Annotated in this window: 21 protein-coding genes; 4 read left to right on the top strand and 17 right to left on the bottom strand. The window is 62.4% G+C overall.

Translation table 11 applies throughout. From position 1 onward, the window contains the following. Window positions 1-131: 131 nt before the first annotated feature. The 7 genes from NKJ93_RS11310 to NKJ93_RS11280 are packed head-to-tail and all read right to left on the bottom strand — an operon-like array spanning window position 132 to window position 8,064. On the bottom strand, window positions 132-1,928 hold the full coding sequence (locus NKJ93_RS11310) for an ABC transporter ATP-binding protein (RefSeq protein ID WP_352589037.1): 1,797 nt from the start codon (window positions 1,926-1,928) through the stop codon (window positions 132-134). Continuing rightward, window positions 1,925-2,869, bottom strand: coding sequence for an acetamidase/formamidase family protein (locus NKJ93_RS11305; protein WP_023716959.1), 945 nt, complete (start codon window positions 2,867-2,869; stop codon window positions 1,925-1,927). Before NKJ93_RS11305 ends, NKJ93_RS11310 begins: the two co-directional genes overlap by 4 nt. Beyond that, window positions 2,859-4,502, bottom strand: coding sequence for an ABC transporter substrate-binding protein (locus NKJ93_RS11300; RefSeq protein WP_352589034.1), 1,644 nt, complete (start codon window positions 4,500-4,502; stop codon window positions 2,859-2,861). The genes NKJ93_RS11305 and NKJ93_RS11300 overlap by 11 nt, the downstream gene beginning before the upstream one ends. A gap of 32 nt (window positions 4,503-4,534) precedes the next feature. After that, window positions 4,535-5,455, bottom strand: a complete 921-nt coding sequence (locus NKJ93_RS11295; RefSeq protein WP_352547582.1) for an ABC transporter permease — start codon at window positions 5,453-5,455, stop codon at window positions 4,535-4,537. Then, entirely contained in the window at window positions 5,452-6,318 is an 867-nt protein-coding gene (locus tag NKJ93_RS11290; protein ID WP_352589251.1) for an ABC transporter permease, read from the bottom strand. Before NKJ93_RS11290 ends, NKJ93_RS11295 begins: the two co-directional genes overlap by 4 nt. 19 nt (window positions 6,319-6,337) lie before the next feature. After that, complete coding sequence (locus tag NKJ93_RS11285) at window positions 6,338-6,940, bottom strand: ANTAR domain-containing response regulator (protein WP_023716955.1); 603 nt, start codon at window positions 6,938-6,940, stop codon at window positions 6,338-6,340. Beyond that, window positions 6,937-8,064 (bottom strand): transporter substrate-binding protein, encoded by a 1,128-nt coding sequence (locus NKJ93_RS11280; RefSeq protein ID WP_023716954.1) that lies wholly within the window; start codon window positions 8,062-8,064, stop codon window positions 6,937-6,939. Before NKJ93_RS11280 ends, NKJ93_RS11285 begins: the two co-directional genes overlap by 4 nt. 517 nt (window positions 8,065-8,581) lie before the next feature. Between NKJ93_RS11280 and NKJ93_RS11275 the strand changes: the two genes are divergently transcribed. Next, window positions 8,582-9,697 carry a hypothetical protein gene (locus tag NKJ93_RS11275; RefSeq protein ID WP_352483695.1) on the top strand — a complete coding sequence of 372 codons (1,116 nt, stop codon included), beginning with the start codon at window positions 8,582-8,584 and terminating at the stop codon, window positions 9,695-9,697. Between the two features lie 54 nt (window positions 9,698-9,751). Here the strand turns inward: NKJ93_RS11275 and nadE are convergent, their stop codons facing one another. The 8 genes from nadE to NKJ93_RS11235 form a co-directional block, all read right to left on the bottom strand. Then, window positions 9,752-10,759, bottom strand: a complete 1,008-nt coding sequence (nadE, locus tag NKJ93_RS11270; protein ID WP_352483696.1) for an NAD(+) synthase — start codon at window positions 10,757-10,759, stop codon at window positions 9,752-9,754. Then, entirely contained in the window at window positions 10,756-12,303 is a 1,548-nt protein-coding gene (locus tag NKJ93_RS11265; protein WP_352483697.1) for a class I adenylate-forming enzyme family protein, read from the bottom strand. Before NKJ93_RS11265 ends, nadE begins: the two co-directional genes overlap by 4 nt. Window positions 12,304-12,325: 22 nt before the next feature. Further along, the gene (locus NKJ93_RS11260) at window positions 12,326-12,589 is read right to left on the bottom strand and encodes an acyl carrier protein (protein ID WP_156948004.1); all 264 of its coding nucleotides are present in this window, start codon (window positions 12,587-12,589) and stop codon (window positions 12,326-12,328) included. 19 nt (window positions 12,590-12,608) lie between these two features. Further along, window positions 12,609-14,546, bottom strand: coding sequence for an asparagine synthase (glutamine-hydrolyzing) (gene asnB / locus NKJ93_RS11255; RefSeq protein WP_352589032.1), 1,938 nt, complete (start codon window positions 14,544-14,546; stop codon window positions 12,609-12,611). A 292-nt stretch (window positions 14,547-14,838) separates the two neighbouring features. Then, window positions 14,839-15,810 carry an NAD-dependent epimerase/dehydratase family protein gene (locus NKJ93_RS11250; RefSeq protein WP_352589030.1) on the bottom strand — a complete coding sequence of 324 codons (972 nt, stop codon included), beginning with the start codon at window positions 15,808-15,810 and terminating at the stop codon, window positions 14,839-14,841. A gap of 109 nt (window positions 15,811-15,919) precedes the next feature. Next, on the bottom strand, window positions 15,920-19,378 hold the full coding sequence (gene smc, locus NKJ93_RS11245) for a chromosome segregation protein SMC (protein WP_352547572.1): 3,459 nt from the start codon (window positions 19,376-19,378) through the stop codon (window positions 15,920-15,922). Between the two features lie 117 nt (window positions 19,379-19,495). After that, complete coding sequence (locus tag NKJ93_RS11240) at window positions 19,496-20,224, bottom strand: DsbA family protein (RefSeq protein WP_023716945.1); 729 nt, start codon at window positions 20,222-20,224, stop codon at window positions 19,496-19,498. A 129-nt stretch (window positions 20,225-20,353) separates the two neighbouring features. Beyond that, window positions 20,354-20,854: a DUF721 domain-containing protein gene (locus NKJ93_RS11235; protein ID WP_023716944.1), complete on the bottom strand. Its 501-nt coding sequence runs from the start codon at window positions 20,852-20,854 to the stop codon at window positions 20,354-20,356. A 56-nt stretch (window positions 20,855-20,910) separates the two neighbouring features. Between NKJ93_RS11235 and mutY the strand changes: the two genes are divergently transcribed. Then, the gene (gene mutY / locus NKJ93_RS11230) at window positions 20,911-22,023 is read left to right on the top strand and encodes an A/G-specific adenine glycosylase (RefSeq protein WP_023716943.1); all 1,113 of its coding nucleotides are present in this window, start codon (window positions 20,911-20,913) and stop codon (window positions 22,021-22,023) included. Window positions 22,024-22,034: 11 nt separating this feature from the next. Then, window positions 22,035-22,646, top strand: a complete 612-nt coding sequence (locus tag NKJ93_RS11225) for an HAD family hydrolase (RefSeq protein ID WP_023716942.1) — start codon at window positions 22,035-22,037, stop codon at window positions 22,644-22,646. A 65-nt stretch (window positions 22,647-22,711) separates the two neighbouring features. Here the strand turns inward: NKJ93_RS11225 and NKJ93_RS11220 are convergent, their stop codons facing one another. After that, the gene (locus tag NKJ93_RS11220) at window positions 22,712-23,845 is read right to left on the bottom strand and encodes a site-specific DNA-methyltransferase (protein WP_023716941.1); all 1,134 of its coding nucleotides are present in this window, start codon (window positions 23,843-23,845) and stop codon (window positions 22,712-22,714) included. A gap of 180 nt (window positions 23,846-24,025) precedes the next feature. On the opposite strand from NKJ93_RS11220, the gene NKJ93_RS11215 reads away from it, so the two are divergent. Next, window positions 24,026-24,715, top strand: coding sequence for an HAD family hydrolase (locus NKJ93_RS11215; RefSeq protein ID WP_023716940.1), 690 nt, complete (start codon window positions 24,026-24,028; stop codon window positions 24,713-24,715). Window positions 24,716-24,753: 38 nt separating this feature from the next. Here NKJ93_RS11215 and NKJ93_RS11210 read toward each other — a convergent pair whose 3' ends face one another. After that, window positions 24,754-25,458 (bottom strand): hypothetical protein, encoded by a 705-nt coding sequence (locus NKJ93_RS11210; protein WP_352483704.1) that lies wholly within the window; start codon window positions 25,456-25,458, stop codon window positions 24,754-24,756. Between the last annotated feature and the right edge of the window lie 78 nt (window positions 25,459-25,536).

The raw sequence follows: 25,536 nt of genomic DNA, 5'->3' as shown, positions 1-25,536 counted from the left end.
TGCCAACTCGGCATCGCCGATTGGCGCTGCCGCGGCAGCGCCATCACCGATCACATCCTGCCGCCCGAGCATCACATATGCTGCTGTCCCCGAGCGTCTGCGGATTGGCTGGACGAGGCGGCCTAAGCTGATCAAGTGGCGACGAGGTGGCCGTCGCCAACATCTTCAAGCTTGAGTTTCCGGGGCTCGTCACCGATGCGCCGCACAGCGCTTGGAATTTCGCTGTCCAAACGGGCGAACCGGGCGCGGCGCCGGCCTGGATCGGGAACCGGAACGGCTTCGATCAGCCGCTTTGTGTAAGGATGGCGCGGGTTGGAGAAGATCTGGTCGCGGGTGCCCATCTCGACGATCTGCCCCAGATACATTACCGCCACGCGATCGGAGATGTTCTCTACCACCGCCATGTCGTGCGAGATGAAGAGATATGCGACGCCGAATTCGCGCTGCAGTTCCTTCAGCAATCTTAACACGCGCGCCTGCACCGACACATCGAGAGCAGAGACGCTCTCGTCGGCAATGATCAGCTTTGGTCGCAGCGCCAGCGCCCGTGCAACGCAGATTCGCTGGCGCTGCCCGCCGGAGAATTCGTGGGGATAGCGCTCCATCTGGTCAGCGGAGAGGCCGACGCGTTCGAACAGTGCGGCGATCTGGGCGTGCCGTTGCTCTTTGTCGCCGAGGCCGTGGATCAGCAGAGGCTCGGCGACGAGATCGCCTACTCGCATGCGCGGGTCGAGGGACGCGAAGGGATCCTGAAAGATCATCTGCACATTGCGGCGTACAGCCTTGCGCTCCTTGCGGCTGAGCGCCGACAAGTCGTGGCTGCCGATTGAAATGCTGCCGGTGTAGGGCACCAGCCCGGCGATCGCCTTGGCCGTCGTCGACTTGCCGCAGCCCGATTCGCCGACCAGCGACAGCGTTTCGTGCGGCGCGATCGAGAAACTGACGCCCTCGACCGCGTGCACCCTGCGGTCAACGCGACCGAAGAAGCCGCCGCGCAGGTCGAAGCGGACGTGAAGATCGCTGACGGATACAAGCTCGGCCGGCATGTGGGCGGCGTCTTGTCGGTCTTCGGCCGGCCGTCCACCGCCGATGCGTGGCACGGCGGCCAGAAGCTCGCGCGTATAATCTGCCTGCGGGCGGGTGAAGATGTCGGTCGCGCTGCCCTGCTCGACCATCCGGCCATCGCGCATGATGATAACGCGGTCCGCCATCTCGGCGACGACACCCATGTCGTGCGTGATCAGGATAACGCTGGTGCCGTGCTCGCGCTGCAGGTCACGCAGCAACTCCAGCACCTCGCCCTGAACGGTGACGTCGAGGGCGGTCGTCGGTTCATCGGCGATCAGCACATCCGGGTTCAGGGCCAGAGCCATGGCAATCATCATACGCTGGCGCATGCCGCCTGAGAGTTCGTGCGGATAGTGCTCGAGCCGCCGTTCGGCATCCGGAATTCGGACTGCCTTCAGCGCCTCGAGCGCCCTCAGCCGCGAGTTGGAGCGCGACAGCGAGGCGTGTGCCTCGATCGCCTCCGTGAGCTGCCGGCCGATGGAAAGAACCGGATTGAGCGATGTCATCGGTTCCTGAAAGATCATGGCAATGCGGTCGCCGCGGATGCGGCGCATACCACTCTCGCTAAGAGCCGCGAGATCCTGATCGCCGAGCCGGATGGAGCCTGATCTGATGCGTGCCGCCGGCTGCGGCAGCAAGCCCATGATGGCCAGCGCCGTCATCGACTTGCCGGAACCGGACTCGCCGGCGATGCAAAGCGTTTCGCCGCGCATCAGGTCGAATGTCAGGTCGGAAACGACGTCGCGGTCGCCCTCTTCGCCGCGCACGGCGACGCTCAGACCTGAGACGCTGAGTACCGGCCTGACAGAGCCACTCTCCGCGGCGCCCTGCCCGGATCGTTTGATGTCCTCCACCTTCATTCAAAGACGCAGCGGGGGAAGTAGAAAGAAACCACCCAGTTGGGCATGTCGACGATCTCGCTGATGCGCAGGTCGCCGCAAACCGACACGAGCATATAGGCGTCTACCGGATCCATGCGGTAGCGGCCGGAGAGCAGGTCGATCATCTGCGAGACGGCGCTCCTGGCGCCGTCCATCAGATCCGGCCCGATACCGGTTGTCACCTCATAGCCCTTGGCGTCGAGATGTCGCGACACCGGACCGGGCGTCGTGAAACGCGGCGTCCGCAGCCGGGCATCCTTGACCAGATCGAGCGTCAGCACGGCGTCCATGGGGCTCTCGATCGCCGTGCCGCAGACCTCGCCGTCGCCTTGCGCGGCGTGCGTGTCACCGACCGAGAACAACGCTCCCGCGACCTCTACGGGCAGGTAGAGCACCGTGCCGGCAGCGAGATCACGGATGTCCATATTGCCGCCCACGCGCCGCGGCGGGACCACCGAATGCAGACCCGGCTCAGCCGGGGCATTGCCGATGGTGCCGGCGAAGGGCTTGAGCGGCACCCGGCCGCTCTTGCCGAACAGCGCGGGTTCGAGCGAGGCGGCGTCGTACTTCCAGATATTCAGTGCCGGTTGAGTGAAGTCATCCGCCAACAGACCGAATCCCGGGATATTCGCTGTCCAACCGAAGCCGGACGGCTTGAACGCCTCGATGGTGATTTTCAGGGCATCGCCCGGCTCTGCCCCGTCGACATAGATTGGCCCAGTGACCGGGTTCACCTTGGCAAAATCGAGCAAAGCAACGTCGTCAACGGTGCTCTCCATCGTCAGCTGCCCGCCGGACGAGTCCAGGCACTGGAACTCGATCGTCGACCCTGGCGCCACCCGTTCGGCCGGGACAAAGGAATTGTCCCAGCCGAAATGATGGTGGCGCCCGTGGATGGTGTAGTCGCAGTTATTGCACATCGGTCACATACACATTGTCGTAGTTGATCGGGATGTGGACCGGGTCGACATAGAGGTTGTCCGCGCCACCCATGCGGGTTGATTTCATGGTGAAACGCTGCTCGTTGAACACCGGTGCCCAGGGCGCGTCTTCCATGATCTTGCCGTAGATCTCGCTCCACATCTTGGCGCGTTCGCCAGCCTTGGCCGGGTCGACGATGGAGTCGGCTTCGGCCGCCTTGGCGTCGAGCTCCTTGTTGCAATACCACGACCAGTTCCAGCCGCCCGGGACGGCACCAGCGCAGCCAAGGATCGGGCCGTAGAAGTTCGACGGATCGGGGAAGTCGGCGATCCAGGCCATGCCGCCGGACCAGATCATCGGCGCACCGGCCTTGTCGCCGCCGGCGGCGATGACGTTGGCCTGGGCGAGCGACTGGATGCTGGCCTTAATGCCGACCGCCGCCAGATCCTGCTGGATGGCCTGCGCGATACGCGGGTTGGGATCGGTATTCATGGCAAACAGCTGCGTGTCAAAACCACCGGGATGCCCCGCCTCGGCAAGCAAGGCCTTGGCCTTGGCTACGTCATAGGAATAGCCCTTGAATTCTTTGTCGTAGCCAGGCATCGACGGCGGCAATGGCTGATTGGCCGGCACCGCACGGTTGTTGATCAGTTGGACGATGCGGTCCTTGTTGATCGCCATGTTGACCGCCTGCCGCACCTTCACATTGTCGAACGGCGCCATGGTGGTATTCATGGTGATATAGCCGGTGTGCAACTGGCCGCCCTCGACGACACGGGCCTTCTGCTCGGGATCGGCCATCACCTCCTGGAATTTCGCCGGCGGAATGCCGTCGCCGGGAACGTCGATCTCGCCTTTCTGGAGCCGCAGCAGCGCCACGATCGGCTCCTGACCGATCTCAAAGGTGATCTTGTCGAGATGCGGCAGGCCCTTGTGCCAGTAATCCGGGTTACGCTCGAAGACCACGCGCTGGCCGAGCGTCCATTCCGCGAGCTTGAAGGCGCCGGTGCCGACCGGATGTTTGCCGAAGTCCGCGCCGTATTTTTCGACCTCTTCCTTCGGCACGACATGCGAGAAGTTGATCGCCATGACATGCAGGAAGGTGGCGTCGGGCCGGGTCAGCTCGAACTTGATCGTGTAGGGATCGACGACGGTTATGCCGGCCAGGCTTTCCGCCTTGCCGGCAGCGACATCGTCATAGCCTTTGATCGACCCGAAGAAGCCGGCACCAGGGCTCTGTGTCTTTGGATTGGTGACCCGGTCGAGCGAATATTTCACGTCGTCGGCGGTCATCTCACGGCCATTGTGGAACTTCACTCCTTGGCGCAGCTTGAAGGTGAAGGTCTTGCCGTCGGGCGCAATCTCGTAGCTCTCGGCAAGGTCGGGCCGCAGGTTGGTGGTGCCCGGCTCGTAGTCCATCAGCCCGTCGAACAGGCTCTTGATCATCGACCAGTTCTGCCAGTCATAGCCGATGGCCGGATCGAGCGTAGCGACGTCGTCCTTGTAGGTAATGGTGATCGCGCCGCCCTGCTTGGCATTCGGATCGACGGCGTCTTCGGCGCGTACGCTCGTCATGCCAAGCACCAGCGCAAGCGCCGATGCCGCCACGGTCGATATCAGATATTTTCTCATGTCATGTTCCCTATCTCTGGTGTTCTTGGTTTTCATCTGAGCTTGATGCGTGGATCGATGAACGGTGCGACAGTGTCGGCCAGGAGATTGCCGAGCACGATGGCAAAGGCCGAAACCAGGGTGACCCCCATGATGATCGGAATGTCGATGCGCTGAATGGCCTGCCAGGCTAGCTGGCCGATGCCTGGCCAGCCGAACACGCTTTCGACAACCACGATGCCGCCCATGAAGATGCCGATGTCGATGCCGATCATGGCAATGACCGGCAGGATGGCGTTGGGCAGCGCGTGCCGGAAGATAATGGCGCTGCGTGCAAGACCCTTGGCACGCGCGGTACGCACGTAATCCTGGCGCAGCACGTCGATCATCGACGAGCGCATCATGCGGGCGTACCAGCCTGCGCCGAGAATTCCCATGGTCAGCGACGGCAGCACCAGATGGCGCCAAGTGCCGTAACCGCCGATCGGGAACCAACCGAGCCGCACCGCGAACACATAAAGCAGCAGCAGGCCGACAACGAATTGCGGCGCCGAGACGCCGACGAAGGAGGCGACCATCAGCGACTGGTCGGTGGCGGTGCCGCGCTTGACGGCGGCGATGAGGCCCATCGTAAGCCCGATCACGACTTCGCAAGTAATGGCGCCGACCATCAGCAGCAGGCTTGCCGGCAGCCGCGAGACGATCAGCTCCGTGACCTCCGAGCGCTGAATGTAGGAGCGCCCCAGATCGCCGCTGAGCAGGCTGATCAGATAGTGCCAATACTGGACGACAAAGGGCTGGTCGAGGCCGAGCTGCCGGCGGATGTTCTCGACCGTCTCGGGCGTGGCGCTGCGGCCGGCGATCTGGCGGACGGGATCGGCGGGCAGCAGATAGAGCAGCGCAAAGGTGATCAGAGAGACGCCGAGCAAGATGAGCACGGACTGGACAACGCGGCGGCCGAGATAGGCGATCATCTTCGCCCCCTTTGCGTCGGATCGAGAATGTCGCGCAACGCATCGCCGACTAGGTTAAAGGCTAGCGCTAGCGCCAGGATCGCCGCACCCGGAAAGAAAACCAGCCAGGGCGCTGCCTGAAAATAGGTTTGGTTTTCGAAGATGATGTTGCCCCAGGAAGCAGTCGGCGGTTGCACGCCGATGCCGAGATAGCTGAGCGTCGCTTCCAGAAGCACCGTGGTCGAGATGCCGAGCGTGCCCCAGACGATGATCGTCGGCAAAAGGTGCGGCAGGATATGACGAAACAGGATGCGTGGAGCGCTTGCGCCGATGGTGCGCTCAGCATCGATGAACTCGCGCTCGGAGAGCGAACTTGTCTCGGTGTAGATGACGCGGGCGGTCTGCACCCAGTTCACCAATGCGATCACCATAGCGACGATCCACAGGCTCGGCTGGAGCACCGCCGCCAGGCAGATGGCGAGCAGCAGCGCCGGGAAAGCCATCATCAAATCGGTGAAGCGCATAAGCGCGCTGCCGATCCAGCCGCGGAAATAGCCGGCCGTGATGCCGACCAGCGTGCCGATCAGAAGCGCCACGCCATTGGCGACGATGCCGATGATCAGCGACGTGCGCGCGCCGAAGAGAAGACGGGTCAGCAGGTCGCGGCCAAGCAGGTCGGTGCCTAGCCAGAATTGGGCTCCCGGCGGCAGTGGCGCGCCTTCAAGCGTGAGCCCGTCAAACATCTGCTCGTTCGGATCGTAGCCTGTCAGCCACGGTGCAAGAATGGCGCCGGCCAAGACAAGGGCAATAATCCCGAGGCCGAGCAATGCGAGAGGCCGTTTTAGCAGACGTCGCCAGACGCCGGCGCGAGGCTTGGCTGGCATACGCCCCGCGGCTGAAAGCTCAGGCGCGATCGGATTGGTCATCGTCGCCTTCTTCTTGTGTCATCGCCACGATCCTGCGCGCGGCGTCCTCGACGCTGATTTGCCAGCTCATCGCCAGCGAGCGAAGCTGCGCATAGGCACGGCCGTCCTCGGCGCCCTTCGACAAGACCTCCACCGCGCGTACGATGGTCTGGCGCTCCGCGACCCGCTGACGAAGCGAGGCGATCTCGCTGGCCAGAAGCTTGCGCGCCTCGAAACTCTGCCTTGCGATCAAAAGCGCGCTATAGACGCCGGCGTTGCCGACCGGTTTCAGCAATTGGGCATCGGCCTTGTGCGACAGTGCCCATTCGACACGCCCCGGCGCCTCGGAGCCGATCAGCGCTATCAGCGGCATCGGTGCCTCGCCCGGCTTCCACGGAAATTGCTCGTCAAAGCCGAGGTCTACGTCGAAGAAAACGAAGTCCGCCGCCAAGGCTTCGGCCGGCAGTTCCGGCCAGAAGCCAATCGCCTCAAGGCCGATGGCCGACAATTGCCTTGTGATCGCCTGCACGGTCGGATGTGGACGATGCAGGACAAAAGCCCTGGCGCCTCCAAGGTTCGGGATACGCGCCATCTTGCTCACGACACCACCCGCAGGCGTGGCCGCCCGAACGTCTCCGTCCGGTCATAGCGGGAAAGGTAGGGATCGGGTGCCACGCCCTTCGTCAGCGTGACCGTTTTGAACGATGTCCCATCGATACGTCCGATCTGCACCGGCAAGGTAGCGTGCTGGGTTTGCGGATCGATGGCGATGTCGCCCAGCGGTGTTCGAAATGATGTTCCGGCAAAGACCTTGGGCAGGTCCGTCCATTGTGCACCGGGGTTGCGGGTGAGGATCTCGGCGAGCGTGCGCACCGAGGCATAAGCCGCCGCCTCGAAGGATGAGGCAGGCATGACGGAAGACACTGAAGCCGCTCCGCGATCCGCCCCCGAGGTGTCGTGAAAATAGGGCCCAACGGAAAGATGACCATCCCCTGCCCCGTTGAGCGCCGGCAATTCGCATTCCGTGAGATTGCAGGACAGGATCGGGCAACGCTCCGGCCTGAAATGCGGGTCGCGCCGGCCAAGCTCGGCATAGGCGGCGATAAACGCATAGGAAGAAGGGCCGATGAGATTGTTCAGAATGAAATCAGGTCTCGTCGCCTGTACCTCCGCGATCAGCCTCGCAACATCGACCTCGCCAAGCGGCAGATAGCGTTCGCCCAGCACCTTGCCGCCGGCGTCCGCAATCAGGTCGCGCGCCACACGGTTGGTCTCCCAACCCCAGATGTAGTTGGAACCGAGCAGGAAGCCGTCGGCGCCGAAACGAGGCACGACATAGGCAAGTAGCGGTACCAGATGCTGATTGGGGCAGGCGTGGGTGTAGACGACATGCTCATTGGCTTCGAAGCCCTCGTACGGGCAGGCATACCACAGCGTGCCGCCTGCCCTTTCCAGGATTGGAATGACCTCCTTGCGGCTCCACGAGGTGACGCAGCCAATGATGTGACGCGCGCCGCTGTTGGCGAGAATGTCCGCGCAGCCGCTTGCATACCGATCGATGTTGCCCTGCGGGTCGCGCTCGACCGGGATGAATTCGAAGGGGACAACGGGATCGGCGTTGACGTCGGCGATGGCGTTCATCGCGCCCGCACGGCAGGATTCGGACACCAGCCGGTAGTTGCCGGACCGCGAATAGAGAATGCCGATCTCGATATGCCGTTTCAAGCAAAGCCTCAAAATGACAATGCCCCGCAGCCACCGCCGCAAGGCGAGGCATACGAGGCATTCTTGCCGCCCGGCGGCCAGAGCCGGTATTTGTCTCACCGTATTACGCCCGCGCCCCCAGTCAAGAGCCGCCGCACGAAACTTTGGCCAGCCGAAACGGTTCGACGCGGAGCACGCAACTCATGCCGCTGGTCGTGTAGAGTCCGCCGGGAACCAAAATTACTGATGTCCAGGTATGAGGCCGGACAACCTGGTTCGCTACCATTCAAAGCAACGACTTTAATATCGGTTTACCTGAATCTGCTAGCAGCAATGACGCCGGTTTTCGTCGGTCAAGCAAAGGGTCCACCTTGCCGCAGCAATTCAGCACTCCGTTCAGTCACCGGGGCGACCGCAACTGGTCGAGGTTGCACGGCTTCATGGGCGTCGAGTTGGAACTCGCGTCCGATGTTCTCGTGCCTCGTGTCGCCTTGGCCCGGAAGCTCGGCGGACGGGACTTCGGTGCCGGGAGCCGGGCTTGAGCATCATTCGCGCCTTGCAAGGCGCCGACCTCCCGGCAGTCGCGGACATGTTTCAGCGCGTGCTGCTGAAGGAAGGGACGAAAGCGCCGGCCTCTCTCGTCGAATACATGAGACGGTTTTATCTGGATGCGCCCGGTTGCGGCGGCGACCTCCGGTCGCTTGTCCATGTCAACGACGCCGGTCGCGTCTCCGGATTTGTCGGTGTCCACGTGCTGCCGATGACGTTCAACGGCCGACAACTACGCGCCGCCATCTGTAGCTCGCTCATGGTCGAGGACCATGAGCACGATCCGCTGGCCGGCGCCCGCTTGCTGAAAGCATACCTTGATGGTCCGCAGGACATCTCCTTCAGCGAGACGGCCAACGATATCTCCGTGAAATTGTGGACCCGGCTGCGCGGCGCGGTCCTGCCGCAATACAGCCTTGACTGGGTCCGCGTGATGCGCCCCGCGGCCTTCATGCTCAGCCTTTCCGCCAATCGCCTGACGCTTGCCCGAATGCTCAATCCGTTGGCGCGTGCCGTCGACCGATTTTATTGCAGGAGGATGACGCCCAGCGAACGACGCTGGTCAGGTGTGGCGGTGGAAGGGGCAGGCCACGGAGCATTTCGGATATCCGAAATCGACAGCCACACATTTGCCAAGCTCATCGAGCCGTTTACCGCTCAATTCGCCCTGCGCCCGGATTGGACGGAAGGCCAACTCGACCACATCCTGACCGATGCGGCACAGAAGCCGGATTTAGGCGAGCTTGTCTTCGGTTGCGTGACATCGCCAGTCGGCAACAATGTCGGCGCTTTCGCCTATTACGCACGGAAGTATCAAATTGGTCGCGTGCTGCAGATCCTCGCCCTCCCCGGCCAGGCGGGCTCGGTGATAGACTGCCTTATCGATCATGCCGCCGCGCGCGGCGTCAGCGGCCTGCGCGGACGTGTTCAACCTGCACTTCTGGAGGCGATGCTTGGACGACGCATCGCTTTCCTGACCGTTGCCTCAACGGTGGTGCATTCACGTGATCCAGAGCTGTTGGACGCCATGAAGAACTCGCAAGTCTTCCTGAACGGTCTTGCGGGCGAGCAGTGGAGCCGGCTGATCGGGAGCCGTTTCAGCTAGAGTCGGGACACGTTCAAATCGAACCGTCCATCCGTGGCCCGGTTTCGAGGCGGTTCAGGTGCCGATTTCCTCGACTTCATCAACGAGTTGCGGACGCTGGTGCAGATAACGCGTCGCCTTGCGTTTGGCGATGATATCGGCCCAGACGCGTTCCACTTGTGAGGCGGCCAACCCCGCCGCCTGCCCCACCAGCTCAGCCGCCACGCCGTTGTTGAGGCCGTAAAGGCAAATATCCATACGGTCATAAGGAAGCGAGAAGTAGAACTCCTCCTGGGTCTGCGCCAGCGAGTAGGTATCGGTGGTCGGCGGCCGGTTCCGGATTTCCTCCGGAACACCGAGATGGGCCGCCAGCGCATAGACCTGCGTTTTATAGAGGTGCGCGATCGGCTTGACGTCCGCTGCGCCGTCACCGTTCTTCACGAAGAAACCCTGATCGTATTCCAGCCGGTTCGGCGTTCCAAGGACGGCGAAGTTCAAGCGGTCGGCGTGATAGTATTCGATCTGCTTGCGGGTGCGCTGTTTCATGTTGGTGGCGGCGACGATACCAAGATAGACAGGCAACGGCATTCTCAGTTTCGTCTGCTTGCCTTCCGGATCCTGCACCACCAGGGATGAGATATTGTAGCCCTTGCCCTCGAGGGCGTTCGCGATCACGATCTTCGAGGCCCAGCCTTCGGCGTATTCCGGGACCAATTCGCGGATAAAGGCGTCGCGACGCTGGTAGCAGCCCATCGCGCTCAGGGTCGGCCCGATATCCTCTACGATAGCCTCGACGCCAAAAGTTTCGGCGACGAGGCGGCCGAGCCGCAGACTTTCGGGATCGGAATCGCTTTCCGGCATGAACAGGCAAAGCACATTCCGCGGTCCGACGGCTCGCGCGGCCAACGCGACCGACACGCTCGAATCGATCCCGCCCGAAAGACCGAGCACAAGGCCCCGCTTGCGAAACCCGCGCAACTGCTGGCGCAAAGCCGTTACGACACGGTCCGTTTCGGCGGCCAGGTCGATCGCCAGAGCCTGCGCCAGAAAGGTCCGCGCGTCCTTGGCGGGGCGAACATTCATTGAGCGGCCTCCATGGTTTCTGCCGCAAGCCGACGACTGACCTTGCCGGTATCGGTCTTCGGCAGTTCCCGGCGGAACTCGATGACCCTGGGGACCATAAAGTCCTCAAGGTGGCGTGCACAATGACGAATGATATCCTTTTCGCTAAGCGCCGGGTCGGACCGTACGATGAGTGCACCGATCGCATGCCCGAGCACGGGATCCGGCACACCGACAACCACTGCTTCCGCGATGCCCGGATGCGCGTGAAGCACGGCTTCCACTTCCTTGGGCGCGACTTTCTCCCCCCGCGACTTTATGATGTCGTCCTTGCGGCCGACGAAATAAAGAAAGCCTTCCTCATCGGCCCGGAACAGATCGCCGGTGTAGAGAACCATCTCCCAAGGATTCGGACCTGGGCGAAGGGCTTGTGCCGTCGCAGCTTCGTTTCGCCAATAACCCTGCATGACGTGCGGCCCGCGAATGACCAACTCACCTGCTACGCCCGGCGGCACTCGTTGCCCGTAGTCGTCGACGACAAAGGCCTCGGTGTTCGGAATGGCTATCCCGACCGACCCCGGCCGGTGGTCGAGTTCCTCGGGTGGCAGATAGGTGCAGCGCTTGCATTCCGTCAGGCCATACATCGAATAGAGCCTGACATCGGGGAAAAGAAACCGCAGGCGTTCTATGTGAGCCGGCGGCAAGGCAGCCGCCGTGTTGGAAATATAGCGAAGGCTGGGCAGGAAGCCCGGCGCCAGGTCACGCATCTGCAGGATCATCGCTGCCATCGTGGGCACGAGCGGAAGACCGGTGACGCCTTCCTGGCGGATACGTTCAAAGACCGCCTGGGGAAAAGCGAAGGACTTCTCGAGCACGAGCGTGGCGCCGAGCCTGACAGCCATCAGCAACTGATAGAGCCCGTAGTCGAAAGCCAGGGGCAGAACATTCAAGATGATGTCGTCCGGCGAATTGCGCAGATAGGTGGTGATTGAGTCGGCCGCCGCGTCGCAATTGCGGTGCGTCATCATCACGCCCTTGGGCCGGCCGGTCGAGCCCGAGGTGTAGATCAACATCGCAAGATCGACGTCAATGCCGCGGTGGTCAATCTCCCTGGCTTGGAACGTCAAGCAATCCGCCAGGGATGTGGCGCCTGCCGGGCATTGGTTATCCGCACCAAGGGTGGAAGCCACGAAGATGCCGGTCTTGCCGGAGGATCCGGACGCCTCGGCGACCAAGGGCATCAGTTTTGCTTGCGTAAGGATCGCAGCTGCGTCGCAATCGGCGATGATGTAGGCAAGCTTTTCGGCCTTGGTAGATGCGTTGATCGGACTGAAAGTCGCGCCTGCCTTAAGAACTGCGAAAATCGAAACCGCAGCCTCCCAGCAATTGTCCATGAAGATCAGGACGCGGTCGTCGCGCCTGACGCCATTCGTGAAAAGGGCGGCGGCCAGGCGGCTTGAGAGATCGTCCAGCTCTTCGTAACACAGCCTTTTGTGCTCGGTGATCAATGCCGTTTTGGCTGGATGGGCAGCGGCCTTGGCAGCCAGAAAATGTTCGATCCGCACGGACGCTCCTCGCCAATTGCGCCTACGCTGCCAGCGCTTCTGCTTTCGCCTTGATGAAGGCGGAGATACGGTCAATCGAATCCAGATTGGCCGGTACGATATCGGTATCGACCATCGCGATGCCGAAATCATCCTCAATGAAAGCTACGAGTTCCAGCACGGCCGTCGAGTCGATGATGTCGTTCTCGATCAGTGATGCCGTGTCTGCAAGCTCGTAGGACGAGTCGCCGAACAGGAAGTTGTCGACTATAAAGGTTTTGACCTTGTCCTTGATTGTTACCATGATGTTTTCTTCCCTCGATTTCTCAGGCCGCTCGTGCTGTACCGACCTTTTGGCCGGTGAAAATCTTCTGCCACAGTTGGGTCGACAAAATGCCGACGAAGGCAGCATTGTCGCGGAACCCGGACGCTGGCTGCAAGCGGCATTTCTCGTGCAGGTTCGCCACCGCCTTGGCGTTGAATAGTCCTCCGGCGGCGATGCTCGCCTCGCTGAGCGAGTCGCGCACGTAGTCCAGTTCTCCGGCTCCAACGAAGGAGCGGGCTTCCGGCGCCCGGTAAGGCTGTTTGGTGCGCTCCCCGATGGCCGTCGGGAGCAAGTGCTTGGCAACTTTGCGCAGTATGTGTTTTTCCACCAGCCCCTTCAGCTTCATTTCCGGCGGAAGTCTTGCTGCAAACTCCACCAAACGATGATCGAGGAAGGGGAAACGCCCTTCAATACCGTGCGCCATGGCCATCCGGTCGCCCTGGCTCGAGAGGATGTAGCCCGGCAGGAGAAAGCGGGTTTCGAGATATTGCCCCTGATGTAGCGGATGCCACCGGGAAAACGCCTCAGGCAACCGGCTGGCCAGTTCCTCGGCTGCGTCATAGCCCTTCAATGTCGCGCGCAGGTCACCGGAAAAGAACATCTTCGCCGCTGATGTGGTCTTGAAACGCGGCCGATGCGAGAATAGGGGATCGTCCAGGGCAGCGCTGCCGGTGCCGAAGAACGCAGCCAGGTACTCCACGGACTGCTGTTGCAGCCCCGGCAGATAGGGATAAAGCTTGCGGAACAGCTGTGGCCTGATGCGCGATGCCGGCTGTCGTCCGCAGAAACGGCGAACCCGCGCTTCCTTGAAGACATCATAGCCGGCAAAGACCTCGTCGGCGCCTTCGCCTGTCAGCACCACTTTCAAACCGGCCTGGCGAACGAGGCCGGACAGTTGATAGAGGGGGGCGGGGGCGGTACGGATGATCGGCCGTTCGGCAAAGCGGATGACTTCGGGAAACACACCGGCGATATCGCCCGCACGGCAGGCGATGGTTCGATGATAGGTGCCAAGCGCCAACGCCATTTCGGTCTGGAAGGCGCTTTCGTCATGCTCGGCGCTGTCGAACGTCACGGAAAATGTCTGCAGCTTAAGAGGAGTCATGCCGGCCGCGATTGCCGAAACGAGGGATGAATCGAGCCCGCCCGAAAGGTAAGAACCGACCGGAACGTCGGCGCGCATGCGAAGCCTCACCGCGTCGGTCAAAAGGGCCTGCAGTTCTTCGGCCGCATCGTCCTCATTGCTGATTTTTGATGGCGCGTCGAGATACGGGTAGTCTAGGTGCCAATATGGTTTGACCGTGACTTGCCCCTGTGTCGCGATCATCACGCTTCCCGGCTCCAGCTCGTGGATGTTGCGGAAAGCCGTGCGTGGAGCGATCGGCGCCCACAGCGTAAAGATCTGGTCGAGTGCGATCGGATCGATTTCGGCCGAGACGCCGGGCACCTTCAGCAGGGCTTTTATCTCCGACGCAAAGTAGAGCACCCCGTCCCTGCTGGTGTAGAACAGCGGCCGAACACCCATGCGGTCTCTTGCAAGCACCATCCGCCGACGCCGATTATCCCATATCGCGAAGGCGAAATCACCGTTCAGGAGCGACAGGCAGTCTTCGCCCATCTCGTCATACAGCTGCAGGAGAACTTCTGTGTCGCTCGACGTGCGGAAGCGTCGGCCCTTGGCCAGCAGTCCTTCGCGCAATTCCACGTAATTGAAAATCTCGCCGTTGAACGCAATCGTCAAATTGCCGGTCTCGTCGGACATCGGTTGCTGGCCATCACCAATCCCGATCACCGACAGCCGCGCATGCCCAAGTCCAGCTTCGGGCGCTACGAATTTCCCTCGTTCATCCGGCCCGCGATGGGCGATCGCAGACGTCATGCGCGCAAGCAAAGCTTCCGCATCCCGGACTGAACCGAAATAGCCCCCGAATCCGCACATCTACACAGCTCATACTGAACAGCAAGCCACAGAACATAGCGTTCATAAGCGCCTCAAAGGTTAATCGGATACTTTTCAGCGAGCATGTGGTTAACAGGATGTTAGGACAGTATGATGCTTTTTGCAGTCCGACTTGTACCCACTCCAGGTCACGCTTGACGGTGAGCTACTGTCGCACGAGCACCATGGGCCAGGTTCTTCAAAGCTTCGCGCCGGATCAGTTGCGGATTGGGCCGAATGCCAGTGATACCGGTTCGCATCGAGATAGCGATGTCACGGCGAGCAGTGCAAATTACTGCTTCGAGTACGGCCGGTACCAATCGACAAACTTCTTCAGCCCGTCCCCTATCGAAACGCTAGGCCTGAAGCCGAAATCCCGCTCCAGCGCGGTCATGTCGGCATAAGTCTTCTCGACGTCGCTCGCCTGCATCGGCTCGTTGTGGCGGATTGCCTTGACCTCGAGCAATCTTTCCAGAATGTCGATGAAGTCGCCCAGCCGCACCGGCCGGTTGTTGCCGACATTGTAAAGCCTGTTCGGCGGAACGTCAGCCGCCGGCGGCTTGTCGAGCACAGCGACAACCGCCTTCACAACATCGTCTATGTAGGTGAAATCGCGCCACATTTCGCCATTGTTGAAGACCCGGATCGGATTGCCCTCGAGCATCGCCTTGCTGAACATCCAATAGGCCATGTCGGGGCGGCCCCAGGGACCATAGACCGTGAAAAACCGCAGGCCGGTCTGCGGTATGCCGAACAGATGGGCGTAGGTGTGGCTCATCAGTTCATCGGTTTTCTTGGTGGCGGCGTAAAGCGAGACGGGCTTGTCGACCTGATCGGCCTCGCTGAACGGCACGCTGCGGTTGCCGCCATAGACCGAGCTCGACGAGGCATAGACCAGATGCTCGAATGCCGGTTCGGCGCGACAGAATTCGAGCACTTCGAGGTGGCCTATGACATTGGAACGGATATAGAGCCGTGGATTGTCGAGTGAGTGACGCACGCCGGCCTGCGCTGCGAGATGCACGATCCTGACGATGCCTTTCCCGGCCAAAGCGGCCGCAAGCGCGCCCTGTTCGGCAATATCGATCTGGTGGAACGAAAAATCCTTACGGGGCAGAAGGCGGGCAAGCCGCCCCTTTTTGAGCGCCAGGTCGTAATAGTCGTTCATGTTGTCGACGCCGACGACCGCTTCTCCCCGGTTGAGCAGATGGTGGCAAACATGACTGCCAATGAACCCCGCGGCTCCGGTGACAAGTATAGGCAACAAGCTTCTCCACGCGCACAGCCGGGCGGGTATCTGGAGAGGCAGATCCAGCCCATTTCGTCGTGCTATAGTCGAAAGCCGAGGTGGAGACCACCACTAAGCTGATGCTTCAGCTTGCCTCGCGCATGGCTTCGGCAGCCTGCAGGTCGACCGACACCAGTTGGCTGACGCCTTGCTCGGCCATGGTTACCCCGAACAGCCGGTCCATGCGCGCCATGGTGATCGGGTTGTGTGTGATGATGACGAAGCGCGTTTCGGTGGTTGCGGCCATTTCGTCCATCAGATTGCAGAAGCGTTCGACATTGTGGTCGTCGAGCGGGGCGTCGACTTCGTCGAGCACGCAGATCGGCGCCGGGTTGGTCAGGAACACGGCGAAGATCAGCGACATCGCCGTCAATGCCTGCTCACCGCCGGACAGCAGCGTCATCGTCTGCGGTTTCTTGCCGGGCGGGCGCGCCAGGATCTCGAGCCCGGCTTCGAGCGGATCGTCGGACTCGATCAGTTGCAGCTCGGCGGTGCCGCCGCCGAACAAATGCGAAAACAGCCGCTGAAAATGGCCGTTGACCACCGCGAAGGCGGCGAGCAGCCGCTCGCGGCCTTCGCGGTTCAGGCTGTGGATCGCCTGCCGCAGCTTGCGGATCGCCTCGATGATGTCGTCGCGCTCGGAGACGATGGTCTCCAGCCGGTCCGATAGTTCCTTCTGCTCTTCCTCGGCGCGCAAATTGACGGCGCCCAACCGTTCGCGCTCAACCTTCAGCCGGTCGAGCTGACGCTCGATCTCGGCCATTTCGGGCATCGGGCTGTCGGGTTCGAGGCCAGTGTGGCGGATCACCAGATGCGGCGGCGTGTTCAGCGTTTCCTGGATGCGCGCCTCGACTTCCAGCCGACGCTCGTCGGCGGCGGTCAGCCGCTCTTCGGCGCGAACACGCGTTTCGCGCGCTTCGGCGAGCGACTGAATGGCAGCGGTCGCAGCCTTGTCCAGCTCGGACTGCCGGTTCTCCGCTTCCTGCAAGCGGTCACCTGCAGCTTTTCGCAGGCTTTCGGCCTCGGCGAGTTGCGACAGCAGGGCGCGCCGTTTGCCGTCGATCTCGTCGGGTGCGTCGGCCAGTTGCTCGCGCTCGGCCTCAGCCTCTGCCTTGCGTTCGCCGAGTGCCGCGATCTGCGTCGAGGCGTTTTCGGCGCGCTCCACCCAATTGCGCCGTTCCGCGCCGATCGCGTCGAGCCGGCGCGCACGTGCCTCGGCTTCTCGCCTCAGGCCCTCGTGAACGGCACGCGCATCGGCAAGGGCGGCGCGGTCGCGGGCGACGTTGGCCGCCGACTGCTCGAGCTGCAGTTGCAGATCGCCGAGATCGGGAGCGTCTTGCAGCAGCATTTCCGCCTCGACGAATGCCGCCGCCGTCTCCTCATGGCTGTCGACGATACGCGCGCGCGCCTCGTCAAGTGCTGCACGCCGGCTCGACAGTTCGCCGCCGGCTTTTTCGGCCTCAGCCAGCGTATTGCGGGCAGCATCCAGCCCATGCTGGGCGTCGCGCCCGGCCTGTCGGGCATTGCGTTCGGCCTCGCTCGCCTGGGCAAGCGCCTGTTCGGCCTGCGCAAGCGCCTGTTCGGCTTCGCGCAGGATGCGCGTGGCATGAACCGCTTCGGCATCGAGTTCGGCCAGCCGGTTTTTCTGCGCCAGCCGCTGCGCGGCGGCGGTCGGCGCATCGGCGCTGGCGGTGAAGCCATCCCAACGCCAGAGCGCGCCTTCGCGGCTGACCAATCGTTGACCGGGAGCAAGCAGCGTCTGCAACTTTCTTCCGTCGGCGGCATCGACAATGCCGATCTGGGCCAGCCGGCGGGCCAGTTGCGCCGGCGCGCGCACCACGCTAGCGAGGCTCTTTATGCGTTCCGGCAAAGCGACATCGCCGGGCTGGATTTCGCTCTGGCCCCAATGCACAGGCGCGCTACGATCAAGCGGCACGTCGAGATCTTCGCCAAGCGCGGCACCCAGCGCCGTCTCGTAGCCACGCTCGACGCTGATCTGCTCCAGCACCGAGGGAAACAAATCGCCGCTCGCGGCGTTCAGGATCTTGGCGAGCGTGCGGGCCTCGGTTTCGATCCGCGCCAGTTCGGCCTTTGCGTCCTGAACCGGTGGGCGGGCGGCACTTTCGCTTGCGCGTGCCTCGGCGACCGCCTGTTCCGTGGCAATCGCGGCTCGTTCGGCCCCTTCGAGCAGCGCCTGCGCCTGTTCGACGAGCAGCCGCTTCTCGGCGGGGTCGGGCAGGCCGGCGACCCTGGAGACGATCTCCGACAGTTCGCGGTCGACATCAGCAAGCTGGCGGGCAAAGCGGTCGCGGCGCTCAGCGGTATCGCGCAGCGTCCGTTCAATCTGGTTGCGCGAGGCGGCCGCCTCCGCCCGTTCGGCGGTCAGCGAGGCCAGCTTGGCCTCGCTCGAAGCAAGCGTCGATGCCGCCTGCTCGAAAGCCGCGCGGGTGCTGGCCTCGCGCTCGGCGGCGCCGGCGTTTTCGACATTGAGCGCGGCTTCTTCGGCGGCGAGGCGTTCGAGGATATCCGCATTGTCGCGGACCATGCGCTCCTCGCGGGCAAGGTCGCCATCGAGCTGTTGCAGTCGGCGGTCGAGCTCAGCCTGGCGGGCGCGGATGCGGCCTGCCTCTTCCTCGATCTGTGCCTTGGCGATCGACAGACGCTGGAAGGCGGCGGCGGCGGCGGCTTCCGCATCGCGCAGGTCCGGCAGCCGGTGGGCGTTGATACCTTGTTCCCTTGCGGCAGCCATCTGGGCGGCAGCACGGTCGCCGACCAGCGCGGTGGCAATCGCCAGCGCCGAACGCGCTTCGCCTTCCTGCGTCTTGGCCAGCGTCCAACGCAGATGCAGCAGCGTCGCTTCGGCCTTGCGGATGTCGGCCGACAGGTTCTTGAAGCGCGAGGCCTGGCGGGCCTGGCGTTTCAGGCTTTCGATCTGGCTTTCCAGCTCGCCGACGACGTCATCCAGCCGTTCGAGGTTCTGTTCGGCCGCCTTCAGCCGCAGCTCGGCTTCGTGGCGCCGTGTGTGCAGGCCGGAAATGCCGGCCGCCTCTTCCAGCAGTGCGCGGCGCGCCTGCGGCTTTGCCTGGATCAGCTCGCCGATGCGGCCCTGGCCAACCATCGAGGGCGAGCGGGCGCCGGTCGACTGGTCGGCGAACAGCAGCTGGACATCCTTGGCACGGGCTTCCTTGCCATTGATGCGGTAGAGCGAGCCGGCCTCGCGCTCGATGCGGCGCGAGACCTGCAACTCATCGGCGTCGTTGAAGGCAGACGGCGCAGTCCGGTCGCTATTGTCGAGGAACAGCGTGACTTCGGCGGTGTTGCGGGCCGGACGCGTTCCCGAGCCGGAAAAGATGACGTCGTCCATGCCGGACGCACGCATGTTCTTGTAAGAGCTTTCGCCCATAACCCAGCGTAGCGCCTCGACCAGGTTCGACTTGCCGCAGCCGTTCGGCCCGACGATGCCGGTCAGGCCGCGTTCGATGACGAACTCGCCGGGTTCGACGAAGGATTTGAAGCCGAGGAGGCGAAGGCGCGAGAACTTCATTCGCGCCGACCCATAGCCAAGTTTCGCAAAACTGTTCCGCGGTTTTGCAAGGAGAACCAGCGGCAAGACAAAGAAGTGCGCACGCCGAAGCGCAGCCGCTTCGGCGCTGCCGAAACGTCAGAGCAGAGGGTCGATGATGGCCGACATTTCCGCAATCGACATCGCCCCTTTGTAGGTCTTTCCGTTGATGAAAAAGGTCGGTGTGGAATCGACCTTGAATTCGTCGGCGCCGCGCTTCTGGACGGATCTCACATCGTCCAGAAGCTTCTGGTCCGTCAAGCAGGCCTCGAAGGACTCCTGTGTAAAACCGGCAAGCTTGGCGATTTGCAGCAGTGCGTCCTTGGTATTGTTCACACCAACCCAGTTCGCCTGCTGCCTGAACAGCACGTCGACCATCGGGAAATAGTTGTCCTTGGAGCAGCGCGCCAGCATGAAACCGGCCTCGGCGCTGGGGTCGAACGGAAATTCGCGCAGGATGTAACGGGCCTTGCCGGTGTCGATATATTTCGTCTTCAGCTCCGGAAAAGTGGTCTCGGCGAAATGCGCGCAATGCGGGCAGGTCATCGATGCATATTCAACGATGGTGACCTTTGCGTCGTCCTTGCCGAGCTGCATGTCGGGCAGCGCGCCGGGCTTCAACAAGGCTGCCATATCCACCGTGCCCTGAGCTTCAGGCGCTTTGGCGGCGGCTGGAGCGGCCGGCTTCGCAGGTTCCGCCGGAGCCGCAGGCTTCACATCCTGCGCCTCGGCTTTCTCGCCGGAATCGCTGCAGGCGGCAAGCAGCGCCACCGCTGGTATGGCGGCGAGCGACGACAAGAGATTTCTGCGGGACAAGGAACGGATCATACGAATCACCTGGCAATAGTTGGATTTTGCAATGCAAAGGCTACAAAAAGCGAGAGTTGGCGCGAATTAAGGCATTGCCACCCCTATTCCAATCGGCAAATTCGAGCATGCCATCACGATAGCGCGAGATTACGGCTTCCTTTGGCCTAGAATGGTGGCGCCAAGCCGCTCCAGCGAGGCGCGCAGCCCGTCGTCCTCGATCAAACCGACAGTGCCCGACAGCTTCGCCTTCTCGGCCACGGTCAGCGGCCGCAAAATGGGTTTCGGCTTTTCCTTGCCAGTCATTACCGGTTTCTGCACGATCCTGATCCGGCCGATCGCATTGAAGCCGAGAAACGCATTGACCCGGTTGATGATCTCGCCGGTCTCGTGCTGCAGATGCAGTGCCGCCACACCCTCGCAGGCAATCACCAGCACCGCCGGCTCGAACGGATCGTCCTCGTGCATGCGGCGTGGCCACTGGATCTTTTCCGGGCGCGAGCGGCCGGCAAGCCGCGGCCCGGCAATCTCTTCCCACGACTGAACCAGCCCGATCGACATGCCGGCCCGCTTGCGCAGCACCGGGTCGAGGATCTCGGTTGCGAGATCGCTCACCGGAACGGGATTGCCGAAGGGCCTTTTCCCTGCCATGTGCGTTCTCCAGTCACCAGCTTCAGCACCAGTGGATTAGGGCCGACCCTCGATCAATGGCACTGCACGACCAGACCCGCAAGGCCGTATCCGGAGACAATGGCGAGATCGCGTTCCGGCTGCTTGGCTGGTACGACGCGCATCACCGCGACCTGCCCTGGCGCGTTCCGCCGCGCCCGCTGGCAGGCGGCGCGCAGCCCGATCCCTATCTGGTCTGGCTTTCCGAGGTGATGCTGCAGCAAACCACGGTCGAGGCGGTAAAATCCTATTTCCGGGCGTTCGTGCAGAAGTGGCCAACTGTCGAGGCACTGGCGGCGGCACCGATCGAAGACGTCATGAAGGCCTGGGCCGGGCTCGGCTATTATTCTCGCGCCCGCAACCTCAAGGCTTGCGCCGATCTCGTCGCGCGGCTAGGCGGCCGCTTTCCGGACAGTGAGACCGGCTTGAAGGAACTGCCCGGTATCGGCGCCTATACGGCAGCGGCGATCGCGGCGATCGCCTTCGACCGACCAGCCGCGGTCGTCGACGGCAATGTCGAACGGGTCGTCTCACGGCTGTTTTCGATCGCCACGCCGCTGGGCGAAGCCAAGAGCGAGATACGCAGCCATGTCGAGCACATGGTTCCCGGGACAAGGCCCGGCGACTTCGCGCAGGCGATGATGGACCTGGGCGCGACGATCTGCACACCGCGCCGGCCCCGCTGCGTGCTTTGCCCCGTCAGGCAGGATTGCAGCGCCACAATCTCGGGCGATCCCGAGCGCTTTCCGGTCCGCCTGCCCAAGGCCGAGAAACCCTTGCGCCGCGGCGCCGCTTTCGTCGCCGTCAGGGGCGACGGCGCCGTGCTTTTGCGCAAGCGCGTCGAAAAAGGCCTGCTGGGCGGCATGACCGAAGTGCCGACGACCGGCTGGACCGCGCGCATCGACGGCGCCACAACGGAAGCGGCAGCCCCGTTCCCCGGCGACTGGCGGCAGGCCGGACGCATCGGCCATGTCTTTACCCATTTTGCGCTCGAACTCGACGTGTTCAAGGCGGAGACCGACAGCGCCGCCCCGCCCGGGCATTTCTGGTCGCTGGCCCATGAAATTTCCGGGGAAGCGCTGCCGAGCGTCATGAAAAAGGTAATCGAAGCGGCGATACCGGGCGCGACGAAGAAGCAGCGGCCGCATTGAAAGAGAGAAGAATGTCCGAAATCCGCCACATCGTTTTCGACATCGGCAAAGTGCTGATCCACTATGATCCGAACCTGCCCTTCAGCCGCTTGATCCCCGATCCAGACGAACGGAAATGGTTCTTCGACAATGTCTGCACGCATGATTGGAACATCGAGCAGGATCGCGGCCGGACCTGGGAAGAGGCAGAGACGCTCCTGATCGCCCAGTACCCGGATCACGAACAGAATATCCGCAATTTCCGCCGCCATTGGCACGAAATGGCACCGCATGCCTATAATGACAGCGTAGCCATCATGGAGCGCCTGATCGACACTGGCCATGACGTGACGCTGCTGACCAACTGGGCTGACGATACGTTCCGCGAAGCGCGCGACCGCTTTCCGTTCCTGGAGCGCCCGCGCGGCATCACCGTGTCAGCCGAGATCGGGCTAATCAAGCCGGATCGCGCCATCTATGATCACCACGTCACCGCGTTCGGCCTCGAACCGTCAGCCACGCTATTCATCGACGACAGCCAGAAAAATGTCGACGGCGCCAAGGCGGCCGGCTGGCAGTCGGTGCTGTTCACCGATGCAAAGACGCTCAGGGCGGACCTTGCGCGTCTTGGGATCAAGGTGTGATTTGAATCGCTTCCAGGGACTGGCTGAGCCTTCGCATTAACTGATCTGTCGCAACTCAGAAACCGTCAGGCCCCTGCCCGTTCCATGCCTAGCCGCGCAATGCGGCGAAGCTCGTCAATCGGGGTCAGGCCTCCGCTGCGCTCATAATGCCAGAAGGTCCATCCGTTGCAGGCGTCCAGCCCCTGTACCTCAGCGCCGATCTTGTGGATCGACCCGGCACTGTCGCCGATCGCCAGCGTGCCGTCGGCACGCACCTTGGCCGCCCAACGCTTCTTGGCGTCGTAGAGCGTAGCGCCGGGTGCCACCAGGCCATTGTCGAGCAGCGTGACGAAGGCAACGCGCGGCTCGGCGCGCTTGCCGGTCAGCACTGTCAAATTGGCGCCGTCCAGCGGCCGGACCGCATCGATGCGTTCCATGGCGGCATCGATATAGGCTTGCTCACGCTCGATGCCGACGAAGTGGCGGCCAAGCCGTTTGGCCACCGCACCGGTGGTTCCTGAACCGAAGAAGGGATCGAGCACGATGTCGCCGGGCCTGGTCGATGCCGTCATGACGCGGGCAAGCAACGCTTCCGGCTTCTGCGTCGGATGCAATTTGTCGCCATTGTCGTTCTTCAGGCGCTCGCCGCCGGTGCAGATCGGAAACAGCCAGTCGGAGCGCATCTGAATGTCGTCGTTCGATGCCTTCAGCGCCTCGTAGTTGAAGGTGTAACCTTTGCCCTTCTGGTCGCGCGATGCCCAGATCATCGTCTCATGCGCGTTCTGGAAGCGACGGCCACGGAAATTGGGCATTGGATTGGTCTTGCGCCAGACGACGTCATTGAGGATCCAGAAGCCCAGGTCCTGCATCTTGGCGCCGACCCTGAAAATATTGTGGTAGGAGCCGATGACCCAGATCGTGCCGTTGGGCTTCAACACGCGGCGCGCCGCCAGCAGCCAGGCGCGGGTGAAGGCGTCGTAGGCCTCAAAACTGTCGAACTGGTCCCAATGGTCGTCGACGGCATCGACCTTGGATTGGTCGGGCCGGTGCAGATCGCCATCGAGCTGCAGATTGTAAGGCGGATCGGCAAAGATCACGTCGATCGATTTTTCCGGCAGCCGTTCCAGCGCGGCGACGCAGTCGCCCTTCAGGATCGTATCCAGCCACTCGGATTGCTGGGGAGCATCGGAAAGCTCGTCGAGAAGACGCACGGCAGACATTATGACACCCAAGGCACGCGTTACTGTTTACTGTCCGTTATGGTTACCGATCAGCGTAAATATTCAGTGAAGCATACTGCCGAATTTGCGAAGCCCGGCCTGTTGGTGTATGCCGCGCCGCCTGAGCCGTTTGGACCAAAGGCCTCTTGGCATTCCCTTCATCCCGCTTTCCGGATCACCATGCCCCAGCCAGACCTTGTCATCTTCGATTGCGACGGCGTGCTCGTCGATTCCGAAATCATCGCCGCACGCATCGATGCCGAGCTTTTGACCTCGGCCGGCTATGAGATATCGGCGGAGGAGATTTCCGAGGTCTATGCCGGGCTGACTTTCAAGGACATCATGATGCGGGTCGAGGAAAAGTCCCGGATCCCGTTCCAGGCCTCCCTGATCGACAAGGAGGAACAGCTGGTCGATCGCCGGCTGCGCAGCGACGTGCGTGCCATCGACGGGGCGCACGAGGCTGTCGCCGCGGTAATGGTGCCGCGCTGCGTCTGTTCGAATTCGCGTTCGGAGCGGATCGAATTCATGCTGGAGAAGGTGCAGCTTTTGCCGTTCTTTGCCGGCCGTATCTTTTCGTCGCTGGAAACGCCGACCGGGAAAACCAAGCCGGCGCCGGACGTGTTCCGGTTCGCCGCGGAAAAGCTCAAGGCCGATCCTGCGAACACCTTCGTCATCGAGGATTCCGTGCATGGCGTCACCGGCGCCAAGACGGCGGGAATGCGCGTCATCGGCTTCACCGGCGCGGCGCACAGCTATCCCGGCCACGCCGATGCGCTGACCGAAGCCGGTGCCGAAACGGTCATCCGCCGCTGGGCGGAACTGAAAAGCGTGATCGCCGCGCTGTCGGAATGGTCGGCGGACGCCTGAGAGGCCGCCTCCAACCGCCGTGGCGCGAATGCACCGGCTCAGTTGGTCGCGGCGGCTTTCTTCTTCTTCGGCTTGTCCGACGCCCCTTTCGGAGCGCCCTCGTCATACCCGGCAAATGCCTGGTAGTCCCGCGCCGTCGGCTCCGGAACGACGACGTTGGAATCGGTGAAGACGAACTGCGTGGCACTCGAGGGATCGGTAACCTGGACCTGATAGGAGTGAAGCTGCGAATAGAGAACTTCGGTGCCGTGCATCACCGCGATACGGATCGGCATGGTGATGGTACCGGGGGCGAACATCGGACCAGGCACGACCTTGCCGGCAACGGCTATCTTCATCGACAAGGAGCCGTTGGCGCGGCTGCAGTCGCGGGTCACATCGGTGATCGAAGCCTGATAGATGATCTTGGCGGAATCGTCCGGCTGATCGACGCCTGCCGCGTCCGCTGCCGGCTGGGCGGCTTGGGCATCCTCGGCGGCAACATCGGTTTTTTTCTTCGGCTTCGGACCGCTCTTGGCGTAGATATTGAAGAAGGCGGTGCCGTCACGCAACGTCACTTTCGGGCAATAGGCCTGCAGCTGGCTGGAAAGCACCTTGGGGTCGGGTGGCGGTGGTGGCGTCGTATCCTTCTTGCCGAAGCCGAGAATGCTATTGTCGCTCGATTGGCAGCCTGCGGCAGCAAGCATAAAGCCGGTGAGCGCCAGACCCGCGACAAAACGACCGTTGAATGAATGAAACGCCATGAACTGCACTTCCCTCTCGCAAAGCCGGTGACGTATATCAACCGCGCGGCAAAAATGCGACTGAGCCAGCGCAGAAAT

Origin of the sequence: Mesorhizobium sp. M0028 (assembly GCF_040323855.1) — a bacterium.
Classification (GTDB): domain Bacteria; phylum Pseudomonadota; class Alphaproteobacteria; order Rhizobiales; family Rhizobiaceae; genus Mesorhizobium.
The sequence above is the reverse complement of the archived record's forward strand: the minus strand, read 5'-3'. Positions and strand labels throughout refer to the sequence as shown.

Excerpts from the sequence above, each read along its gene's own strand:
- NKJ93_RS11215 (WP_023716940.1), top strand. The coding sequence starts at position 24,026 with ATGCCCCAGCCAGACCTTGTCATCTTCGATTGCGACGGCGTGCTCGTC.
- NKJ93_RS11220 (WP_023716941.1), bottom strand. The coding sequence starts at position 23,845 with ATGTCTGCCGTGCGTCTTCTCGACGAGCTTTCCGATGCTCCCCAGCAA.
- NKJ93_RS11235 (WP_023716944.1), bottom strand. The coding sequence starts at position 20,854 with ATGGCAGGGAAAAGGCCCTTCGGCAATCCCGTTCCGGTGAGCGATCTC.
- NKJ93_RS11300 (WP_352589034.1), bottom strand. The coding sequence starts at position 4,502 with ATGAGAAAATATCTGATATCGACCGTGGCGGCATCGGCGCTTGCGCTG.
- mutY (WP_023716943.1), top strand. The coding sequence starts at position 20,911 with ATGGCACTGCACGACCAGACCCGCAAGGCCGTATCCGGAGACAATGGC.
- nadE (WP_352483696.1), bottom strand. The coding sequence starts at position 10,759 with ATGAATGTTCGCCCCGCCAAGGACGCGCGGACCTTTCTGGCGCAGGCT.
- NKJ93_RS11305 (WP_023716959.1), bottom strand. The coding sequence starts at position 2,869 with ATGTGCAATAACTGCGACTACACCATCCACGGGCGCCACCATCATTTC.
- smc (WP_352547572.1), bottom strand. The coding sequence starts at position 19,378 with ATGAAGTTCTCGCGCCTTCGCCTCCTCGGCTTCAAATCCTTCGTCGAA.
- NKJ93_RS11310 (WP_352589037.1), bottom strand. The coding sequence starts at position 1,928 with ATGAAGGTGGAGGACATCAAACGATCCGGGCAGGGCGCCGCGGAGAGT.
- NKJ93_RS11240 (WP_023716945.1), bottom strand. The coding sequence starts at position 20,224 with ATGATCCGTTCCTTGTCCCGCAGAAATCTCTTGTCGTCGCTCGCCGCC.
- NKJ93_RS11295 (WP_352547582.1), bottom strand. The coding sequence starts at position 5,455 with ATGATCGCCTATCTCGGCCGCCGCGTTGTCCAGTCCGTGCTCATCTTG.
- NKJ93_RS11225 (WP_023716942.1), top strand. The coding sequence starts at position 22,035 with ATGTCCGAAATCCGCCACATCGTTTTCGACATCGGCAAAGTGCTGATC.
- asnB (WP_352589032.1), bottom strand. The coding sequence starts at position 14,546 with ATGTGCGGATTCGGGGGCTATTTCGGTTCAGTCCGGGATGCGGAAGCT.
- NKJ93_RS11290 (WP_352589251.1), bottom strand. The coding sequence starts at position 6,318 with ATGCCAGCCAAGCCTCGCGCCGGCGTCTGGCGACGTCTGCTAAAACGG.
- NKJ93_RS11210 (WP_352483704.1), bottom strand. The coding sequence starts at position 25,458 with ATGGCGTTTCATTCATTCAACGGTCGTTTTGTCGCGGGTCTGGCGCTC.